General features: G+C 50.6%; 16 protein-coding genes. 13 read left to right on the top strand and 3 right to left on the bottom strand.

Annotated elements, in window-relative coordinates; translation table 11 throughout:
* Positions 1-236: 236 nt before the first annotated feature.
* Both C7U56_RS05595 and C7U56_RS05590 read left to right on the top strand, forming a co-directional pair.
* The gene (locus tag C7U56_RS05595) at positions 237-1,994 is read left to right on the top strand and encodes a SulP family inorganic anion transporter (RefSeq protein ID WP_107000526.1); all 1,758 of its coding nucleotides are present in this window, start codon (positions 237-239) and stop codon (positions 1,992-1,994) included.
* A gap of 2 nt (positions 1,995-1,996) precedes the next feature.
* On the top strand, positions 1,997-2,359 hold the full coding sequence (locus tag C7U56_RS05590; RefSeq protein WP_107000525.1) for an MGMT family protein: 363 nt from the start codon (positions 1,997-1,999) through the stop codon (positions 2,357-2,359).
* Between the two features lie 130 nt (positions 2,360-2,489).
* Here C7U56_RS05590 and C7U56_RS05585 read toward each other — a convergent pair whose 3' ends face one another.
* The gene (locus tag C7U56_RS05585; RefSeq protein ID WP_107000524.1) at positions 2,490-3,857 is read right to left on the bottom strand and encodes an NAD(P)/FAD-dependent oxidoreductase; all 1,368 of its coding nucleotides are present in this window, start codon (positions 3,855-3,857) and stop codon (positions 2,490-2,492) included.
* A gap of 165 nt (positions 3,858-4,022) precedes the next feature.
* Between C7U56_RS05585 and C7U56_RS05580 the strand changes: the two genes are divergently transcribed.
* Positions 4,023-4,340: an EamA family transporter gene (locus C7U56_RS05580; protein WP_181357184.1), complete on the top strand. Its 318-nt coding sequence runs from the start codon at positions 4,023-4,025 to the stop codon at positions 4,338-4,340.
* Between the two features lie 9 nt (positions 4,341-4,349).
* On the opposite strand, the gene C7U56_RS05575 is transcribed toward C7U56_RS05580, so the two are convergent.
* Positions 4,350-6,296 (bottom strand): SUV3 family DEAD/DEAH box RNA helicase, encoded by a 1,947-nt coding sequence (locus tag C7U56_RS05575; protein WP_107000522.1) that lies wholly within the window; start codon positions 6,294-6,296, stop codon positions 4,350-4,352.
* A gap of 193 nt (positions 6,297-6,489) precedes the next feature.
* Between C7U56_RS05575 and C7U56_RS05570 the strand changes: the two genes are divergently transcribed.
* On the top strand, positions 6,490-7,206 hold the full coding sequence (locus C7U56_RS05570) for a Crp/Fnr family transcriptional regulator (protein WP_022359065.1): 717 nt from the start codon (positions 6,490-6,492) through the stop codon (positions 7,204-7,206).
* A gap of 68 nt (positions 7,207-7,274) precedes the next feature.
* Here the strand turns inward: C7U56_RS05570 and C7U56_RS05565 are convergent, their stop codons facing one another.
* Positions 7,275-8,219, bottom strand: a complete 945-nt coding sequence (locus C7U56_RS05565; protein ID WP_107000521.1) for a LysR family transcriptional regulator — start codon at positions 8,217-8,219, stop codon at positions 7,275-7,277.
* A 383-nt stretch (positions 8,220-8,602) separates the two neighbouring features.
* On the opposite strand from C7U56_RS05565, the gene C7U56_RS05560 reads away from it, so the two are divergent.
* From C7U56_RS05560 to C7U56_RS05520, 9 genes are all read left to right on the top strand, one after another.
* Complete coding sequence (locus C7U56_RS05560; protein ID WP_107000520.1) at positions 8,603-9,280, top strand: F0F1 ATP synthase subunit A; 678 nt, start codon at positions 8,603-8,605, stop codon at positions 9,278-9,280.
* A gap of 39 nt (positions 9,281-9,319) precedes the next feature.
* On the top strand, positions 9,320-9,544 hold the full coding sequence (gene atpE / locus C7U56_RS05555) for an ATP synthase F0 subunit C (RefSeq protein WP_022359062.1): 225 nt from the start codon (positions 9,320-9,322) through the stop codon (positions 9,542-9,544).
* Between the two features lie 31 nt (positions 9,545-9,575).
* Positions 9,576-10,064 carry an ATP synthase F0 subunit B gene (locus C7U56_RS05550; RefSeq protein WP_107000519.1) on the top strand — a complete coding sequence of 163 codons (489 nt, stop codon included), beginning with the start codon at positions 9,576-9,578 and terminating at the stop codon, positions 10,062-10,064.
* Positions 10,051-12,123 carry a F0F1 ATP synthase subunit alpha gene (gene atpA / locus C7U56_RS05545; protein WP_107000518.1) on the top strand — a complete coding sequence of 691 codons (2,073 nt, stop codon included), beginning with the start codon at positions 10,051-10,053 and terminating at the stop codon, positions 12,121-12,123. The genes C7U56_RS05550 and atpA overlap by 14 nt, the downstream gene beginning before the upstream one ends.
* Positions 12,124-12,137: 14 nt before the next feature.
* Entirely contained in the window at positions 12,138-13,040 is a 903-nt protein-coding gene (gene atpG, locus C7U56_RS05540) for an ATP synthase F1 subunit gamma (protein WP_107000517.1), read from the top strand.
* Positions 13,040-14,482 (top strand): F0F1 ATP synthase subunit beta, encoded by a 1,443-nt coding sequence (atpD, locus tag C7U56_RS05535; protein ID WP_431833072.1) that lies wholly within the window; start codon positions 13,040-13,042, stop codon positions 14,480-14,482. The genes atpG and atpD overlap by 1 nt, the downstream gene beginning before the upstream one ends.
* Positions 14,483-14,488: 6 nt before the next feature.
* The gene (gene atpC / locus C7U56_RS05530) at positions 14,489-14,902 is read left to right on the top strand and encodes an ATP synthase F1 subunit epsilon (RefSeq protein ID WP_107000516.1); all 414 of its coding nucleotides are present in this window, start codon (positions 14,489-14,491) and stop codon (positions 14,900-14,902) included.
* Between the two features lie 94 nt (positions 14,903-14,996).
* Positions 14,997-15,956 (top strand): LysR family transcriptional regulator, encoded by a 960-nt coding sequence (locus C7U56_RS05525; RefSeq protein ID WP_107000515.1) that lies wholly within the window; start codon positions 14,997-14,999, stop codon positions 15,954-15,956.
* A gap of 533 nt (positions 15,957-16,489) precedes the next feature.
* Positions 16,490-17,323, top strand: a complete 834-nt coding sequence (locus C7U56_RS05520; protein WP_107000514.1) for a TrmH family RNA methyltransferase — start codon at positions 16,490-16,492, stop codon at positions 17,321-17,323.
* Positions 17,324-17,399 lie beyond the last annotated feature (76 nt).

Raw genomic sequence — 17,399 nt, 5'->3', positions numbered from 1 at the left:
ATCCGTCATTTTGACAAAAAAATCACAACCAAGAAATTTAACAACTGCTTATCTAGAAGTCTGAGTTACTGTTTACGCATACGTGCCCAGTAACAAGTCGGAAGCATTCCTGTGTTAAAACTTCGAAAAAACTGGACACACCCTTATTTTGCTGTATAATAGGTAATTGTCGGTTCTTTTTAGGGCTGACAATTACTTTTTGTTTAAATTGGGAAGAAAAAGGGAGAGTTTGAGGTATGGAAAAAATACGTCCAATGTTGTTTACAACATTGAAGAAGTATTCCGGCGCACAGCTGATGTCAGATGTGATAGCGGGTATCATCGTAGCGATCATCGCGCTGCCGCTTTCGATCGCGCTGGCGCTGGCTTCGGGTGTAGGTCCGGAACAGGGTATCTACACGGCGATTGCAGCCGGATTTGTGATTTCATTTTTAGGGGGCAGCCAGGTACAGATTGCAGGTCCAACGGCAGCATTTGCAACGATCGTGGCAGGTATTGTGGCGAAGAGCGGCGTGGAAGGGCTGGCAGTTGCGACGATCATGGCAGGTATCATTCTGGTTATCATGGGATTCTGCCATTTTGGTTCACTGATTAAGTTTATTCCGTTTACAATCACGACCGGCTTTACCTCCGGTATCGCGGTGACGATCGTCATCGGTCAGTTGAAGGATTTCTTTGGCGTAACCTATCCGGCAGGCATGGAGACGATCGAGACGATGCAGAAGCTGAAAGCGTTCGCGGCTGGATTCGGAAGTGTCAATCTGCACGCGATCATCGTCGGCGTGGTGTGTCTGGCGATTCTGATCGTGATGCCGATGATCACGGAAAAAATTCCGGGATCGCTGGTAGCGGTTATTGCAGGTATTTTAATGGTAAAATTCCTGCCGCTGCATGTGAATACGATCGGCGACCTTTACACGGTCAGCAACAAGCTTCCGGCGTTCCGTCTGCCGGTGTTTAGCTACGATGTGATTCAGGGTTCCCTGTCGGATGCGTTTACGATTGCAGTTCTGGCGGCGATTGAGTCTCTGCTTTCCTGCGTGGTAGCGGACGGCATGATCGGCGGAAAACACCGTTCCAACACGGAGCTGGTGGCACAGGGCGCGGGTAATATTATTTCCGCCCTGTTTGGCGGTATTCCGGCGACGGGCGCGATCGCGCGTACCGCAGCCAATGTCAAAAATGGCGGCCGTACCCCGGTTGCAGGCATGGTTCATGCGGTTGTCCTGCTTCTGATTCTGGTAGTTCTGATGCCGTGTGCAAGCTGGATCCCGATGCCGACCATCGCGGCAATCTTGTTTATGGTTGCCTACAATATGTGTCAGTGGAGAACCTTCGTCCGTCTGACCAAGACGGCTCCGAAGAGTGATATTGCGGTTCTGGTGATGACCTTCTTCTTAACCGTTATCTTCGATCTGGTTGTAGCGATCGAGATCGGTATGCTGTTATCCTGCCTGCTGTTTATGAAGCGGATGAGCGATGAGACGGGCGTCAGAAGCTGGCTCTATGTCGAAGAAGTAGAGGAGCAGAAGCGCAAAGAGCAGGAAGTAAGAAAAGCGAAAAAAGCCGGAAAAGAGCTTTCAGTGGAAGAGGCACAGCTCTTAGCGGCAGCTGCAGAAGATGAAGAAGCAGCCATGAAAGAACAGGCACGTTTGCGGGAGATTCCGAGAGAACTGGCTGTTTATGAGATTACGGGACCGCTGTTCTTCGGTGCAGCAGACCGCATCAACCAGATTGAAACCCGCGAGGAGACGAAATGCCTGGTTCTTCGTATGCGTGCCGTTCCGGCGGTTGACAGTACAGCGATGAATTCGATGGTTGCCCTCTATGAGCGCTGCCAGAAGAACGGCGTTACATTGATTTTGTCCCATGTCAACGAGCAGCCGATGCACGTGATGGAGAAGGCAGGATTTGTGGATATGATCGGACGCGCTCATTTCTGCCCGAATATCGAGGCAGCACTTGATCATGCGGACGAGGTGCTGGGGAAATAATTATGGACATCTATCGGAGAATGGAAGAAGTATTTAGGCGCATTCCGGACGGCTGCGTGACGACTTACGGTCAGGTCGCGCTCCTGTGCGGTGCGCCGCGCCATTCCCGCCAGGTGGGATATGCACTCCGCACCAACCGCCTGGGCGATGTCCCGGCATTCAGGGTGATTAATTCCAAGGGCTTTCTAAGCGGCGCGGCGGCATTCGACTATCCGGGACAGCAGAAAAAACTGCTGGAACAGGATGGAATACGGGTGGACTCCACCGAGGACGGCGACCGCGTCGATTTGAAACAATATGGATGGAAACCTTCGATTGACGAGGCAGAAGAATTGTATGCGTTGTTTCGGAAGTTGGGGATCTGAGTGGGAATCAAGGAAAATGCATCTGAATGAGATGTTGGTAAGCTAAAGAAGTGAAATGAGATGGATAAGATGGCAGACGATAGGGGCTGCATCTTATCCATTTTTAATAGACATTTCTGACCGTTTATTATTAAATTGCCTCCGCGATCTGCCGTGCCACATAGACACCGCTGGCAGATGCATGGGAAAGGGAATGGGTAATACCGCTGCCGTCACCGATGACGTAGAGTCCATCATGACAGGTCATCAGGTTGTGATCCACTTCCACCTCCATGTTGTAGAATTTTACCTCCACTCCATAGAGAAGAGTGTCATCATTCGCCGTACCCGGTGCCACCTTATCCAGGGCATAAATCATCTCGATAATACCGTCCAGAATCCGTTTTGGGAGAACCAGGCTCAGATCACCGGCAGCCGCATTGAGGGTTGGAACCGTAAAAGATTCATTGATTCGCTGCTGCGTGCTTCTTTTTCCGCGGATCAGGTCTCCAAAACGCTGCACAATTACACCACCGCCCAGCATGTTGCTGAGTTTTGCAATACTCTCTCCATATTCATTGGAATTCTTGAAGGGCTCTGAAAAATGTTTCGCTACCAGAAGGGCAAAGTTCGTGTTATGGGTCTGCTTTGCAGGATCCTCGTAGCTGTGACCATTTACCGTTACGATGCCGTTGGTATTCTCATTTACCACAGCTCCCTTGGGATTCATACAGAAGGTGCGCACGTAATCCTCGTATTTTTCCGTACGATACACGATCTTACTCTCATAGAGTTCATCTGTAAGATCCGAAAAGATCTCAGCCGGCAGTTCAACCCGGACACCCAGATCCACACGGTTGGAATTCGTATGGATATCCAGGTCCCTGCATACCTTCTGCATCCACTTACTGCCGCTTCGTCCGGCGGAAATGATACATTTCGTACCCTCAAAGGCTGTATCATCGCTGTAAACCTTGTAACCCTTCTCGGTCTTCGCCACGGTTTCGATGGCACAGTCAAAATAGAAATCTACCTTATCTTTCAGATGATCATAGAGGTGCTCCAGAACAATATAATTAATATCCGTACCCAGATGGCGGACCGAAGCATCCAGAAGATGCAGGCCGTGCTGCATACAGGTTTTCTTGAATTTTGTTCCCGCAGTGGAATACAGCTTCGTGCCCTCCCCGCCAAAACGGAGATTGATTCCATCCACATATTCCATCAGTTCAATGGCTGTCTTTTTTCCGATATACTCATAGAGAGTGCCGCCGAAATCATTGGTAATGTTGTATTTTCCATCAGAAAATGCACCGGCTCCGCCGAATCCACTCATGATGGAGCAGCATTTGCAGTGAATACAGGACTTGATTTTATCACCATCAATGGGACATTTACGGTGCTCCAGCGGATGTCCCACCTCAAAAACAGCGATCTTTAAATCCGGTTTACGTTCCATCAGCTCATAGGCAGAAAAGATACCGCCGGGACCGGCGCCGATAATTAACACATCATACATATTGAAATTCTCCTTGTTTTCCTAAAATTTGATTCCCTCTTTCTGTATTATAGCATAAATTCGAAAAAATAGGCAGCGCGTCATGCGCTGCCCCGAAACAGTATCCCCCATGTCGTCATGGCATCTTCCGTTATCATATCATCACCTCAGAATAAAGCTTTTTTTATGGCTGTAACCATCAGCCTGATTCCCTTTGTAAAATTACCGGAGGTGTTTTCGAGCCTGATGACCTCTCCGGTGATTCTTGGCAAAGGGCTGGCGTTGGGACTTGTATCTACCTTTTTTCCGTTTGTAAGCTACACACTGGGACTCCGCCAGATGGAGGCAGGAAAAGCCTCGGTTTTGGCGTTTGCTGAGCCGATGGTGGCAGCTGTGGCTGGGATTGTGGTATTTGGAGAAATGCTGCGGGTTGAAAATGTGCTGGGCATTCTTTTGATTTTTACGGCATTGGTGGTGTTGAACAGCCGGAACGTAAAACGGTAAAATCAGGGGCTAATCGATAATGGAACTGTGACGAAAACACGGATCACAAATCTTAAACGGATATCCAACCGGCAGCATCCGTCCGCAGCGCTGGCAGCGGGCGATATAGCTTTTTTTGCCCTTGGACAAATACTGCATGATCGTGCCTTCAGTGCGGCTGCGTTCCTGTTCGAGCCAGTCCTCGTCGATGATCTTGTCAAAACGGTGGGAGAACTGGTAGTAGAGGTCGAGCTTGCGGTAATATGTTTCGTATTTCTGCAGCCCCAGCTTGGAGCCGGCGCCTTTGTCCGGGTGTTTCAGGCGCTTGTCCGCCGGGTAATCCTTGCAGTAGCGCAGCCATTGCAGGACAACCTGATGATCCTTGATATCGATCGGACAGCTGATCATACGGTAGAGAATCCGTTTGTCATCGAATCCGTAGATATCGTCTCTGTAGCGTTCTGCCTGCGCATAAAGGCTTAAAATCTCATCGACGCTGACCTTTTCAAACGGAGGCGTCGGCTCAACGGATTTCCAGACTTTGATGATAACGTCCAGCGGCTCGTCCAGATCGAGGAGAATCTGTGGGAAACCGAGGCTGACTTTTTCGATTGGTTCTTCCTCCTGAGTAAGCTGTTCCCGGATATAATCAAGGGATTCCTGCCCCATCGCGTTGACGTAGCCGGTGTCAAAGAGTCCGAAGCGTCCGGCGCGCCCGGCGATCTGCTTGACCTCCGGTACGGTCAGACCGCGCCGGGTGGTACCGTCAAATTTCTGGGTCTGGACGAATACGATACGCCGGACAGGTAGGTTGAGTCCCATGCCGATCGCGTCGGTGGCGACGACCACCTTGGTTTTGCCGCTGGTAAAAAGCTGCATCTGGCGTCGGCGGATCTCCGGCGGCAGGCTTCCATATATAACACTTGCCTTGATACCTTCTTCTTCCAGACGGCCCGCCACATCCAGCACAGATTTTTTGGAAAATACGACGAGTGCATCGCCGGGAAGAACACTTTCCGGGAAGGAAAATGGCGTGTCCTCACAGATGAGCGCAGTTTTGCGCTGATACCGGCAGATGGCAAGGCTGTCGCCGCACAGATGGATCAGGTGTGTGACAGCAGATTCAGCGGCGGGACTCATGCAGACATGGATTTCGTGAGCTTTCAGTCCCAGAATCGCCTTTGTCCAGCAATGCCCGCGGTCTGGATCGGCGGTCAGCTGCGCCTCATCAATCACGGCAATATCGTATTCCTCGGAGAAATCTGCCATCTCGATCGTCGAAGCTGTGATCCGGCTGTCATCGTCGGCGATACACTCCTGACCGGTCAGCATGGTGCTGGGAACGCCGCAGTCGTGCATTTTTTCATATACCTCAAGCGCCAGAAGGCGCAGCGGACCGAGGTAAGTGCCCTTTTTCGCTGTTTTTAAGCGTTCCAGCGCGTGAAATGTTTTGCCGCTGTTGGTCGGTCCGATGTGGAGAATGAAACGGCGGTTCATCGCCATAGTCTCCGGAAATTCCAGCTCTGGGCGGGATGGGACGAGATCCATGATTTTATACTGGATGACGTAGCGCTTATAGATCTGGTAAAGCTCCAGAAGTGTCTGCGTGCAGAGCTGACCATCCAATTCTGTTTCCAGATAATTCAGAAAATCCACGGAAATATCATCGCGCTGGGCGGGCAGAAACATTGCCTCATCCAGGCGGATGAGCTGTGGCAGCAGGCTGGTTTCAATGAGCTTTGTGACAGCATCGTTGTGCGAACGGTACGCAAAATAAGCCAGATTTTTGATCTGGCGGTGCCATTCCTCCAGCGAGAGGCTGGTGACCTGTGTCGGTTTGGTGCGTTTCAGTGTTTTAAACAGCCGGTTGGTCCGCTCGCTCAGATCGCGGGGGCGGGAACTGGTCTTTCTTTTTTTCTTGCTTGCCGCCTGATACTGGCGGATATATGTCTGAAGAAGCTGGTTTGGCTCGATCATTTGAAAGTCTCCTCTTTATGTAAATATCCTGTCCGATAAATCTTCTGGTTTAAAGCTTCATTTGATATAGGAATGTTTCTATTATCGCAGAAGTTGCATGGATGTGCAAGAACGGGAAATCAGATTGCAGAAAAATATAAAAATATTTGATATAATAAGAACACTTAGTTAAAACAGAAAGGTCAACATCTATATGGCATCAAACTATAAAACGGGCGCCAGCCTGAATTTAACTCCCTTCGAAATGCAGCTTCTAAGCCGCAGCCCCCTGTTTCGAGGCGCGGGCGAATCCGGAATCGGGGAGATGCTGTCCTGTCTGGGGGCGGAGGAACGCAGTTATGAAAAAGAAGAAATGATTTATCGCGCGGGGAATACGGTCACATCTCTGGGTGTGGTGATGCACGGAAGTGTGATGATTGTCAACGATGATCTGTGGGGCAACCGCAGCATTCTAGACCGGGTAGAACCGGGACAGATTTTTGCGGAGACATATGCGTGCGTGCCGGGGGAAAAGCTGCTGGTCGATGTGTTTGCAGCGGAGGTGACGGAAGTGCTGTTTTTAAATGTTGGAAAAATGCTGTCGCAGTGTCCCAATTCTTGCGGACATCACACGCAGCTTATCCGCAACCTGCTTGCAATCTCGGCGCAGAAAAACTTGCAGCTGTCCCGCCGGATCTTCAATACATCGTCGAAATCCATCCGGGGACGGCTTCTGTCGTACCTCTCCGATCAGGCGGTAAAAAATGAGAGCGAGAGATTTGATATCCCATTCAACCGCCAGCAGCTCGCCGACTATCTGGGCGTGGACCGATCGGCGCTGTCGGCAGAGCTGGGGAAAATGCAGCGGGAAGGGCTTCTGGAATTTAGAAAAAATCACTTTCATTTATATGAAGAGGTTAGAAGCTTGTAGATTACAAACAAAAATACCCTGTCAGGAGCATTAAAATCCGACCGACAGGGTATTTTTAGTGAAAATCCCTATGGGTGTAACAAGACCGGCTGTCCATTCCCTATACTTTCCTGCACCGGCTGTTTCAGCATATCCAGAAATGCCTGTGCCGCCGGCGTCAGCGGGCGCATCGGGTTTTGCAAGACGAGGATCTGGCGCTTCGGGATAGGAATATTTAGGTGAAGCTGGAACACGCGGTAGTTGAGCAGGTAGTTCCGGGCAAATTCCGAGGGAACAAAGCCGATTCCCAGATTGTGGGAGACGGTCGGGGCGATCAGGTCGTTGGAAGAAACTTCGATGCTCGGGTGCAGATCCAGCCCCTGTTCCTCAAAGAGATTGTCCCAAAAAAGCCGCGTCGTCGTGCCGGACTCCATGCTGACAAGTGGGTGCATACAGAGCTCTTCAAGGGAGAGTGTGCGGTTCTGCAGCTCGGAAAAACGGTTTCCGGCGATGACGATGTCCTGGAACTCGGAAACCGGCATCACGTGAACCAGATCCAGCTCCTTCATGATCTCGTGGATCGGAGAAATGATGACGGCAAAGTCATTTTCCCCGGCCTTTAAGGAAGAAGCGGTGATCGGCGCAGAGTTGGAATGAATCTGCACGGTCACATTCGGAAAACGCTGCTGGAATTGTTCAATATAAGGAAGCAGAAAGAAGCGCATTGTCAGCTCGCTCGCACCGATCGAAACCTTGCCGCTCTGACTGTTCGTGTATTCTTTTAAAAGCTCTTCCGCTCGTCCCATCTGCTGGCAGGGACGCTTGATCTGGCGGAACAGGATCCGCCCTTCATCGGTCAGGGTCACGCCTTTTTGGGAGCGGTTGAAAAGTTTGCACTGAAGCATATCTTCTAAATTATGAATGTATTTTGTTACGGTTGGCTGCGTGAGGCAGAGATTCAAAGCCGCCTGGGTAATATTCTGGCATCGAGCCACCTCATAGAAAACCTTGTAGTAGTCGAAACTGATGTCCATGTATGTAGTTGAAATCCTTTCTGTATGTCGGACTGTTTCTGCCTGATTGAAACAGTGTTTATCTGATTTTATATCTGTACGTGTATTTACCAAATATAGTCACACTTTATCGTATTTTTCCAGAAATGTCCAGCCACAATAACGATTACCAATAACTATCACCATTCATTTTATCTATGGATATAGGAAAAAAATATAATTTTACCATTTGTATTTCTGGGAGTAAGATCGGGAACAGACGGGAAGAATGTGGAGACACAGGAGAAAACGTTACTGGACACGTATGCGTGAACAGTAACTAGAACACGTGGCGGCATCGGGAAATGAAAGAACAATAGCCGGGGCAGCCGCGGGAGAACAACCCGGAGAGAGGAAGTGACAGTATGGGAGATCTGGGTGCGACCCTGATCAAGGAATTGAACTGTGAGACAGCCTTTACAATTGGCGGGATCGGCATATCAGAATCCGTTGTGGTTACATGGATCATGATGGCAGTGGTGCTCGTGGTTTCACTGATTGTGACGCACGGTCTGAAAGTTGAACATCCCGGACGCGGACAGCTCCTTCTGGAGAACGCTGTTACGTGGCTGCAGGGCATTGGCGAGGGAATCCTCGGAGAGGAAGGAAAAGGCTATGCGCCGTATCTGACATCCGTGCTGATGTATCTGGGCGTGGCGAACCTGCTTGGTATACTGGGATTCAAGCCGCCAACCAAGGATTTGAACGTCACGGCAGCACTGGCGCTGATGAGTATTGTGCTGATTGAGACAGCAGGGATTCGGGTCAAAGGTTTAAAAGGATGGTTAAAGAGCTTTACAGAGCCGATCGCCATCGTGACACCGATCAATATCATGGAGGTATTTATCAAACCGTTGTCGCTGTGTATGCGACTGTTCGGAAACGTGCTGGGCGCGTTCGTCATCATGAAATTGATTGAATACATCCTTCCGGTAGGGCTTCCGGTATTGTTCAGCGCTTACTTTGATATCTTTGACGGTCTGATTCAGGCGTATGTATTTGTCTTCCTGACAGGGCTTTTTATCAAGGAATCAATCGAGTAATAGAAGAGAAATAGAAAATTACAAAAAGGAGACTTTATTATGGGTACAATCATTGCAATCGGAGCAGGTCTGGCAGTTCTTGCAGGCGCAGGAGCCGGAATTGGTATCGGAATCGCCACATCTAAGGCGACTGAGGCAGTCGCAAGACAGCCGGAGGCAGAGGGAAAAATCACAAAGATTCTATTGTTAGGTGCGGCACTTGCCGAGGCAACTGCTATTTATGGTTTCGTTATTGCCCTTTTGATTATTATTCTTTTAAGCTGATACGATAGAAAACGAAAGGTGGGGCAAGGCTATGTTACGGTTGGACATCAACCTGGTTTTTACGATCATCAACCTTTTAATCTGGTATGCAATTATCCGTATTTTCCTCTTTAAGCCGATCAACAAAGTGATCGATAAACGGAATGCAGCCATTCAGGAAAAGTATGATGAGGCAAAAAAAATGCAGGAAGAAGCGCAGGCGGAGAAAGAGAAATACGCAGCCTGCCAGGATGAAATAGAAGCAGAGAAAAACAAGGTGCTGGATGCGGCGCGTGCGAGTGCACGTGAGGAAGGACGCCAGCTGATTGAAAACGCCCAGAAAGAGGCAGATAAAGTCGTCCGTAAGGCGGGCGAGGATGCACGCCGGGAGAAGGACAAGATGCTCGAACAGGCGAAGCATGAAATTTTGTCGCTGGTTCTGGACGCGGCGGCTGGTTCGATGAACAAGAAGTCGGATGACAGCGCTCTTTATGATGAGTTTTTGAAGAAAGCGGGTACGACGGAGAATGAAGAAACTTGATGTCTATTTACAAGAAATAAAGAGGCAGAAGATTTCTGTCGATGATCTGCAGCATGCGGCTGAGATACTGGCTGCGACACCGCAGCTTCCGGCAGAGCTTGAAAATCCGGATTTGACCCGTGAGAAGCGGGAAGATCTGGTTCGTAGCCTGTTTCCGCTGGCAGTCCGGGGAATCATCGAGGTGCTGGCACAGGATCAGACAATGAAAATGATGCCGGATCTGATTAAGGAAGCGGAGACGTTTGAAAAGCCGGATAAATATCTGCGCTGTGTGCTGGAATATGTCAAAGAGCCGGATGAAAAACAGGCAGCCGGAATCCGGAAATTTCTCTCGGAGAAATATCCGGGACGGGAACTCCGGATTGTGAAGGAAGAAAAGCCGGAGCTTGGAAGTGGTTTTATCCTCCGGGTCGGAAGTGAGGAATATGACTGGAGCACGGAGGGAAGAAAACGGGCACTGGCAGATAAATTAAAGAATCTGGTAAAAGAGCCGGATTCGGGTGATTTCCTTACCCAGAAGGGAATCATCGGGATTCTGAAAGGAAATCTGGATGGAATCGACATTTCAGCCCGTGAGATCGGTACGGTCAGCCGGGTGGGCGACGGCATCGCCTATGTGGATGGAATCGACCACGCAATGTATGGCGAGATCGTGGCGTTTGACGGTGATGTGAGAGGCATGGTACAGGATATCCGGTCGAAGGAGATCGGCTGCATCCTCTTTGGACATGCGAACACCATCGGAGAAGGAAGCCGCGCGATGCGGACCGGCAAGATGGCAGGTATCCCGGTTGGCGAGGGATTTTTAGGGCGTGTTGTAGATGCGCTGGGCAATCCGATCGATAATAAAGGTGAGATTGAGGCTGCCGGATACCGTCCGGTGGAGTCCCCGGCGCCGGGTATCATCGAACGTCAGTCGGTTGATACCCCGATGGAGACCGGTATCCTCTCGATCGATTCGATGTTCCCGATCGGACGCGGACAGCGTGAGCTGATCATTGGCGACCGCCAGACCGGTAAGACCTCGATCGCGGTGGATACGATGCTGAACCAAAAGGGAAAAGACGTGATCTGCATCTATGTGGCGATCGGTCAGAAGGCTTCAACGGTATCGAGACTGGTTCATACACTGGAAAAACACGGGGCGATGGAGTACAGCATCGTGCTGGCAGCGACGGCGAGTGATCCGGCGTCCTTACAGTATATCGCGCCGTATGCAGGAACGGCGCTGGCAGAATATTTCATGCATCAGGGAAAAGATGTTCTGATTGTCTATGACGATTTATCGAAACACGCGGTTGCGTACCGTGCACTGTCTCTTCTGATGGAACGTTCCCCGGGACGTGAGGCATATCCGGGCGATGTATTCTATCTGCATTCCCGTCTGCTGGAGCGCTCGGCGCGGCTTTCGGATGAACTGGGCGGTGGTTCAATCACAGCGCTGCCGATTGTCGAGACACAGGCGGGTGATGTGTCGGCGTATATCCCGACCAACGTTATTTCCATCACAGATGGACAGATTTTCCTGGAAAGTTCGCTGTTCTTCGAGGGCATGCGCCCGGCGGTCAATGTAGGGCTTTCGGTATCGCGTGTCGGCGGCGCAGCGCAGACCAAGGCGATGAAGAAGGCAGCCGGAAGCGTGCGTATCGACCTGGCGCAGTACCGCGAGATGGAAGTATTTACACAGTTCAGTTCCGATCTGGATCCGGCAACCAAGGCACAGCTTGCCTACGGCAGCGGTCTGATGGAGCTGTTAAAACAGCCGCTTGAGCATCCGCTCTCGATGGAAGAACAGGTTGTGATTCTGTATGCGGCGACGAGCCATCTGCTGGTAGATATTCCGAAGGAAAAGCTGAAGACATTCCAGGGCGGTCTTTACGAATATATGAGAAGCTCCTACCCGCAGGTGGGCGATGCACTCCGCACGACGAAGACACTCAGCGAGGATATCCAGCGCGAGATTGCGAAGGCGGTGGGCGAGTACAAGGCAAAATTCCTGAAAGCACAGGGAAATGCGCTGGAGGCAGCCACAGCGGATGCAAAACTGGATAAGCAGTAAGGCGGTGATGGAAGATGGCAGGACTCAGAGAGATCCAGAACCGGATCCGGAGTATTCAGGATACGCGCAAGATCACGAACGCGATGTATCTGATATCTTCGACGAAATTAAAGAAAGCCAGAAAAGAACTGGCAGAGACGGAGCCGTATTTCTATGCATTGCAAAATGTCATCCGGCGTATCCAGAGGCATCTGCCAAACATGGAAAGCCCCTATTTTGAAAAAGAAGGACACCAGTCGAAAAAAACGGGGCTGCTGGTTATTTCCGGCGATAAAGGGCTGGCGGGTGCTTATAACCATAATATCATGAAGATGGCGGATACATTTTTAAAGGATCCTTCCCGCGAGGTACATCTGTTTGTCATCGGTGAGACGGGGCGGCAGTTTTTTGCCTCCCAGCACATCCCGATTGAAGAAAATTTCCAGTATACGGCGCAGGATCCGACGTTTAACCGGGCAAGGTGGATTGCTGGAATGCTTCTGGAACGATATTTGTCGGGTGATTTGGATGAGATCCATGTCCTGTATACAAGAATGGAAAATGTGATGCAGAGTGTGGCGAAGGATAAAAGGGTGCTTCCGATTACCAAGCCGGATATGCACGGAATGGCGATTCCGGTCGATGTGCGGCTGGAGGAGTTTTCCCTCCGGCCAACGCCGGAGGAAGCAATGAATGCGATCGTTCCGAACTATGTAGCCGGATTTATCTACGGCGCGCTGGTTGAGTCGTTCTGCAGCGAGCAGAATGCCCGTATGATGGCGATGGATGCGGCGACGGATAATGCGGATGCACTTTTAAAAGATTTGAATACGATGTACAACCGGGCGCGGCAGGCGGCGATCACACAGGAGATCACCGAAGTATGCGGCGGCGCGGCTGCACAGAGACGAGAACGAGAAGAGGAGATGAGAGTGTGATGGGAGAACAGGCGGCAGAGACAAAAAAGACCGAAACCAGCCTGCCGGAAGGCAAGATTGTCCAGGTTTCCGGTCCGGTTGTCGATGTGAAATTTGAGAGCGGTCCCCTTCCGGAGATCCGGGACGCGCTCACAGTAGAAAATCAGGGAAAGACGTGTGTGATGGAAGCTGCCAAGCACATGGGAAATAATATCGTCCGCTGCATCATGCTGTCGGCAAGCGAGGGCTTGAGCCGTGACATGAAGGTAACACCGACGGGAGAAGGCATTTCCGTTCCGGTTGGCGAAAAGACGCTTGGACGTTTGTTTAATGTTTTAGGTGAGACGGTAGATGGAGGAGAAAAGCTGGATGGTGAGGAGCACTGGTGTATTCACCGGGATCCGCCGCCATTTGAGGATCAGAGCCCAGTCGCGGAGATTCTGGAGACGGGCATCAAGGTTATTGATCTTCTGGCGCCGTATTCCAAGGGCGGAAAAGTCGGTCTGTTTGGCGGCGCGGGCGTCGGAAAAACAGTCCTGATTCAGGAGCTGATCCGGAATATTGCGATGGAGCAGGGCGGTTATTCTATCTTTACGGGTGTCGGTGAGCGTTCCCGTGAGGGCAATGACCTCTGGAGTGAGATGAAGGCATCCGGTGTTCTGGAAAAGACAGCGCTCGTGTTTGGACAGATGAACGAGCCGCCGGGAGCTCGTATGAGAGTTGCAGAGACCGGTCTTACGATGGCAGAATATTTCCGTGACAAAATGCACCGGAATGTGTTACTATTTATCGATAATATTTTCCGTTACGTACAGGCAGGTTCGGAGGTTTCAGCGCTGCTTGGGCGTATGCCGTCGGCGGTTGGTTATCAGCCAACGTTAGCGAATGAGATGGGCGAGCTGCAGGAGCGGATTGCCTCGACGAAAGATGGTTCGGTCACTTCAATCCAGGCAGTCTATGTACCGGCGGATGATTTAACCGATCCGGCACCGGCGACTACCTTTACCCATCTGGATGCGACTACGGTTCTTTCCAGAAAGATCGTAGAACAGGGTATCTACCCGGCGGTCGATCCGCTGGAATCCTCGTCCCGTATTCTGGAACCGGATGTGGTCGGAGAAGAACACTATGAGACGGCCAGACGGGTGCAGGAGATTTTGCAGAAATACAAGGAATTGCAGGATATCATTGCAATTCTGGGTATGGACGAGTTGTCTGAGGAAGATAAGCTGACCGTCGGCCGCGCAAGAAAGATACAGCGTTTCTTATCCCAGCCGTTCCACGTGGCGGAGAACTTTACCGGTGTACCGGGCAAGTATGTGCCGTTAAAGGATACCGTCAAGGGCTTTAAGGCAATTCTGGATGGTGAGATGGATGCGTACCCGGAGGCAGCATTCTTCAATGTCGGAACGATCGAGGATGTAGTGGCAAAGGCGAAGGCTTTAGAGAAACAGGAGGCGTAGGAACGGATGGCAGATTTTCATGTAAAAATCATATCCAGCAACCGGACATTCTATGAGGGAGTCTGCCACTGTCTGATCCTTCCGGCGGTGGACGGTGAGATGGCTGTCATGGCGCACCATGAGAGCGAGATCGTGGCAGTCAAAGCGGGAGAAATGCGTTTCCAGGTAACAGAGGACGGTCCGTGGGAGGCGGCAGTCGTCGGGCAGGGCTTCTGTGAGATCGCCAACAACCGTGTTATGTTGCTGGCAGATACGATCGAGAAACCGGAGGAGATCGACCGGATCCGGGCGCAGGAGGCATTAGAGCGTGCGAAAGAGCGGCTGCGCCAGAAACAGAGCATTTCCGAGTATTACAGCACCCGCGCGGCGATGGCGAGAGCGCTGGTTCGTCTGAAAGAGACGGAAAAATTTGTGGACTAGGTGCGTTAGAGGCGGATTTGAGCCTGATGTAATTTTGTGGCAGATGCGGTTCAGAAAGAAATGACAGAAAATCAGTAAGAATGGAGAACAGGGCATGACATTACTTCAGTTAAAATACGTGGTGGAGGTGGCGGCAGCCGGAACCATCAGCGGGGCGGCAAAAAAACTTTATATTGCACAGCCGAGCCTCACGGCGGCGATCAAGGAACTGGAGCATGAGATTGGATTTTCCCTGTTTACCCGCACGAACAAGGGCGTGGTGATTTCCCCGGACGGGGAAGAATTTCTGGGGTATGCGAGACAGGTGATCGAGCAGGCAAACCTGATCGAGGAGCGCTATTTTGGCGCTGTGCCGCAGAAACGCCAGTTCTGTGTCTCCACCCAGCACTATTCCTTTGCCGTTGAGGCGTTTGTCGATCTGATCCGCGAGTACGGCGGAGAAGAGTACGATTTCCGTATCCGCGAGACGCAGACGTATGAGCTGATTGAGGATGTGGCGAAGCTTAGGAGCGAGGTTGGCGTGCTGTATCTGAACCGTTTTAACGAGACGGTGATCCGCAAGACGCTGCGGGAACACGACCTCAAATTTACGCGGCTTTTTATGGCAAAACCGCATGTATTTATCGGTGCGGCCAATCCGCTTGCAAGCCGCAGTTCTATTACCCTGTCGGATTTGGAACCTTATCCGCGTCTGTCCTATGAGCAGGGCGAGCACAATTCCTTTTATTTCTCCGAGGAGATCCTCAGCACGCTGGACAGCCGCAAGGACATCCTGGTGTCCGACCGCGCGACCCTGTTTAATCTTCTGATCGGGCTGAATGGGTATACGATCTGCAGCGGTGTCATCAATGAGGAACTGAACGGACCGAATATCGTGGCGATTCCGCTTGATGTGGACGATTATATGGAGATCGGTTACATTACCCACAATCGCGTGACACCGGGACGGTTTGCGGGACTGTATATTGAGGCGTTGAAGCGGAGAGTGGGAGTGCCGGTTCCCAAAGTGTCTACCCGTGAACCAATAACCAGAATTCCTGTTTCCGACAGGTGATTTTTTGGTTTGACTTTTTTTAAAACAGGAAATATAATAATACCGAAACGAGTAGCAAACGAGCGTAAATCCAGTTTTTGCTGCTCTTTTTTTTATTATTCCATAAAGAATGTGCCAAGGTGCATTTTTTATTAAATTTCATAAAAATGCCATTAAAAAGTGTGTTGCAAAATAAATGCTTTTGAAATAAAGTCTTCCGGAATGGGAAAACATGAGTCAATCCGAGAGTCTTACAGAAAATATTCAAGGAATGTGCATAACCTATATTTGCTGTCACAGAAAGATGTGGGGAAAGAGGAAAATTTATTGTTGAAACCGTTTTATTTGCTGCCATTTTTAATGTGACAAATCGCAATCTTTTGCCGAAGATAGATTTATATGGAAATAGGAACGAAATCGGAAAGAGGATGATAGAATGCGGCAGAATAGAGGAATGATTTCATGTCAGCGTCCATAATCAGCACTTCCTTTTTGTAAGAAATGTGGTATACTCGATAGAACATGAAAACCATATTAAAAAGGTGAAAAGCAGAATGAATCATATTTCAATTACAACCCTGGAAGCGCCGGAGCTGGATATCTACGCCCGGCTGAGCGAGGGGCAGTTATTTCATTATAATGAACCAAAGGAAGGTCTTTTCATTGCGGAAAGCCCGAAGGTCATCGGGCGGGCGCTCGACGCGGGATATGAGCCGGTTTCTTTTCTGATGGAAGAACGCCATATTGAGACAGAAGGGCGGGAGATTCTGGAACGCCCGGAGTGTGCGGGAGTGCCTGTGTTTACGGCACCATTTGATGTGCTGACGCGCCTGACCGGCTTTAAACTGACGCGCGGGATGCTGTGTGCGGTGAAACGGAAGAAAATGCCGGGGATCGAGGAAATCTGTGCAGGTGCCAGACGGATCGCGATTCTTGAGAATGTAGAAAATCCTACGAATGTGGGGGCGATTTTCCGGTCAGCGGCGGCGCTCTTTATGGATGCGGTGCTTTTGACACCGGGATGCAGTGACCCGCTGTACCGCCGCGCAAGCCGTGTCAGTATGGGAACAGTGTTTCAGGTGCCGTGGACGTACATTCCGAAGGGCGACTGGACGGAGAACAGTATGGAAACGCTTAAGAAGCTGGGATTTTGCACGGCGGCGATGGCGCTCAGTGACCGTTCCGTGAGTATCGCGGATCCGGCGCTTTCGCAGGAAGAAAAATTAGCAATCATTCTCGGAACCGAGGGTGACGGGTTGGCGGCATCGACGATCGCGGCGTGCGATTACACCGTGAAAATCCCGATGTCACACGGCGTGGATTCGCTCAACGTGGCAGCAGCGAGTGCAGTGGCGTTCTGGCAGCTGGGCATGGGAAATAGGAAATAAAGTTCTGGCTGTGTAAAAAAAATGTACATTGGTTAAATGCGTTTCAAATGCCAGAAATGAGTGCGGAAATGGATGG

The sequence above is a fragment of the Clostridium fessum genome (assembly GCF_003024715.1).
In the GTDB taxonomy this organism is placed as follows: Bacteria; Bacillota; Clostridia; order Lachnospirales; family Lachnospiraceae; genus Otoolea; species Otoolea fessa.
Note: the sequence above shows the minus strand (reverse complement) of the source record. Positions and strands in the feature narration are given on the sequence as shown.

Excerpts from the sequence above, each read along its gene's own strand:
- C7U56_RS05595 (WP_107000526.1), top strand. The coding sequence starts at position 237 with ATGGAAAAAATACGTCCAATGTTGTTTACAACATTGAAGAAGTATTCC.
- C7U56_RS05590 (WP_107000525.1), top strand. The coding sequence starts at position 1,997 with ATGGACATCTATCGGAGAATGGAAGAAGTATTTAGGCGCATTCCGGAC.
- C7U56_RS05585 (WP_107000524.1), bottom strand. The coding sequence starts at position 3,857 with ATGTATGATGTGTTAATTATCGGCGCCGGTCCCGGCGGTATCTTTTCT.
- C7U56_RS05580 (WP_181357184.1), top strand. The coding sequence starts at position 4,023 with ATGGCTGTAACCATCAGCCTGATTCCCTTTGTAAAATTACCGGAGGTG.
- C7U56_RS05575 (WP_107000522.1), bottom strand. The coding sequence starts at position 6,296 with ATGATCGAGCCAAACCAGCTTCTTCAGACATATATCCGCCAGTATCAG.
- C7U56_RS05570 (WP_022359065.1), top strand. The coding sequence starts at position 6,490 with ATGGCATCAAACTATAAAACGGGCGCCAGCCTGAATTTAACTCCCTTC.
- C7U56_RS05565 (WP_107000521.1), bottom strand. The coding sequence starts at position 8,219 with ATGGACATCAGTTTCGACTACTACAAGGTTTTCTATGAGGTGGCTCGA.
- C7U56_RS05560 (WP_107000520.1), top strand. The coding sequence starts at position 8,603 with ATGGGAGATCTGGGTGCGACCCTGATCAAGGAATTGAACTGTGAGACA.
- atpE (WP_022359062.1), top strand. The coding sequence starts at position 9,320 with ATGGGTACAATCATTGCAATCGGAGCAGGTCTGGCAGTTCTTGCAGGC.
- C7U56_RS05550 (WP_107000519.1), top strand. The coding sequence starts at position 9,576 with ATGTTACGGTTGGACATCAACCTGGTTTTTACGATCATCAACCTTTTA.
- atpA (WP_107000518.1), top strand. The coding sequence starts at position 10,051 with ATGAAGAAACTTGATGTCTATTTACAAGAAATAAAGAGGCAGAAGATT.
- atpG (WP_107000517.1), top strand. The coding sequence starts at position 12,138 with ATGGCAGGACTCAGAGAGATCCAGAACCGGATCCGGAGTATTCAGGAT.
- atpD (WP_431833072.1), top strand. The coding sequence starts at position 13,040 with ATGGGAGAACAGGCGGCAGAGACAAAAAAGACCGAAACCAGCCTGCCG.
- atpC (WP_107000516.1), top strand. The coding sequence starts at position 14,489 with ATGGCAGATTTTCATGTAAAAATCATATCCAGCAACCGGACATTCTAT.
- C7U56_RS05525 (WP_107000515.1), top strand. The coding sequence starts at position 14,997 with ATGACATTACTTCAGTTAAAATACGTGGTGGAGGTGGCGGCAGCCGGA.
- C7U56_RS05520 (WP_107000514.1), top strand. The coding sequence starts at position 16,490 with ATGAATCATATTTCAATTACAACCCTGGAAGCGCCGGAGCTGGATATC.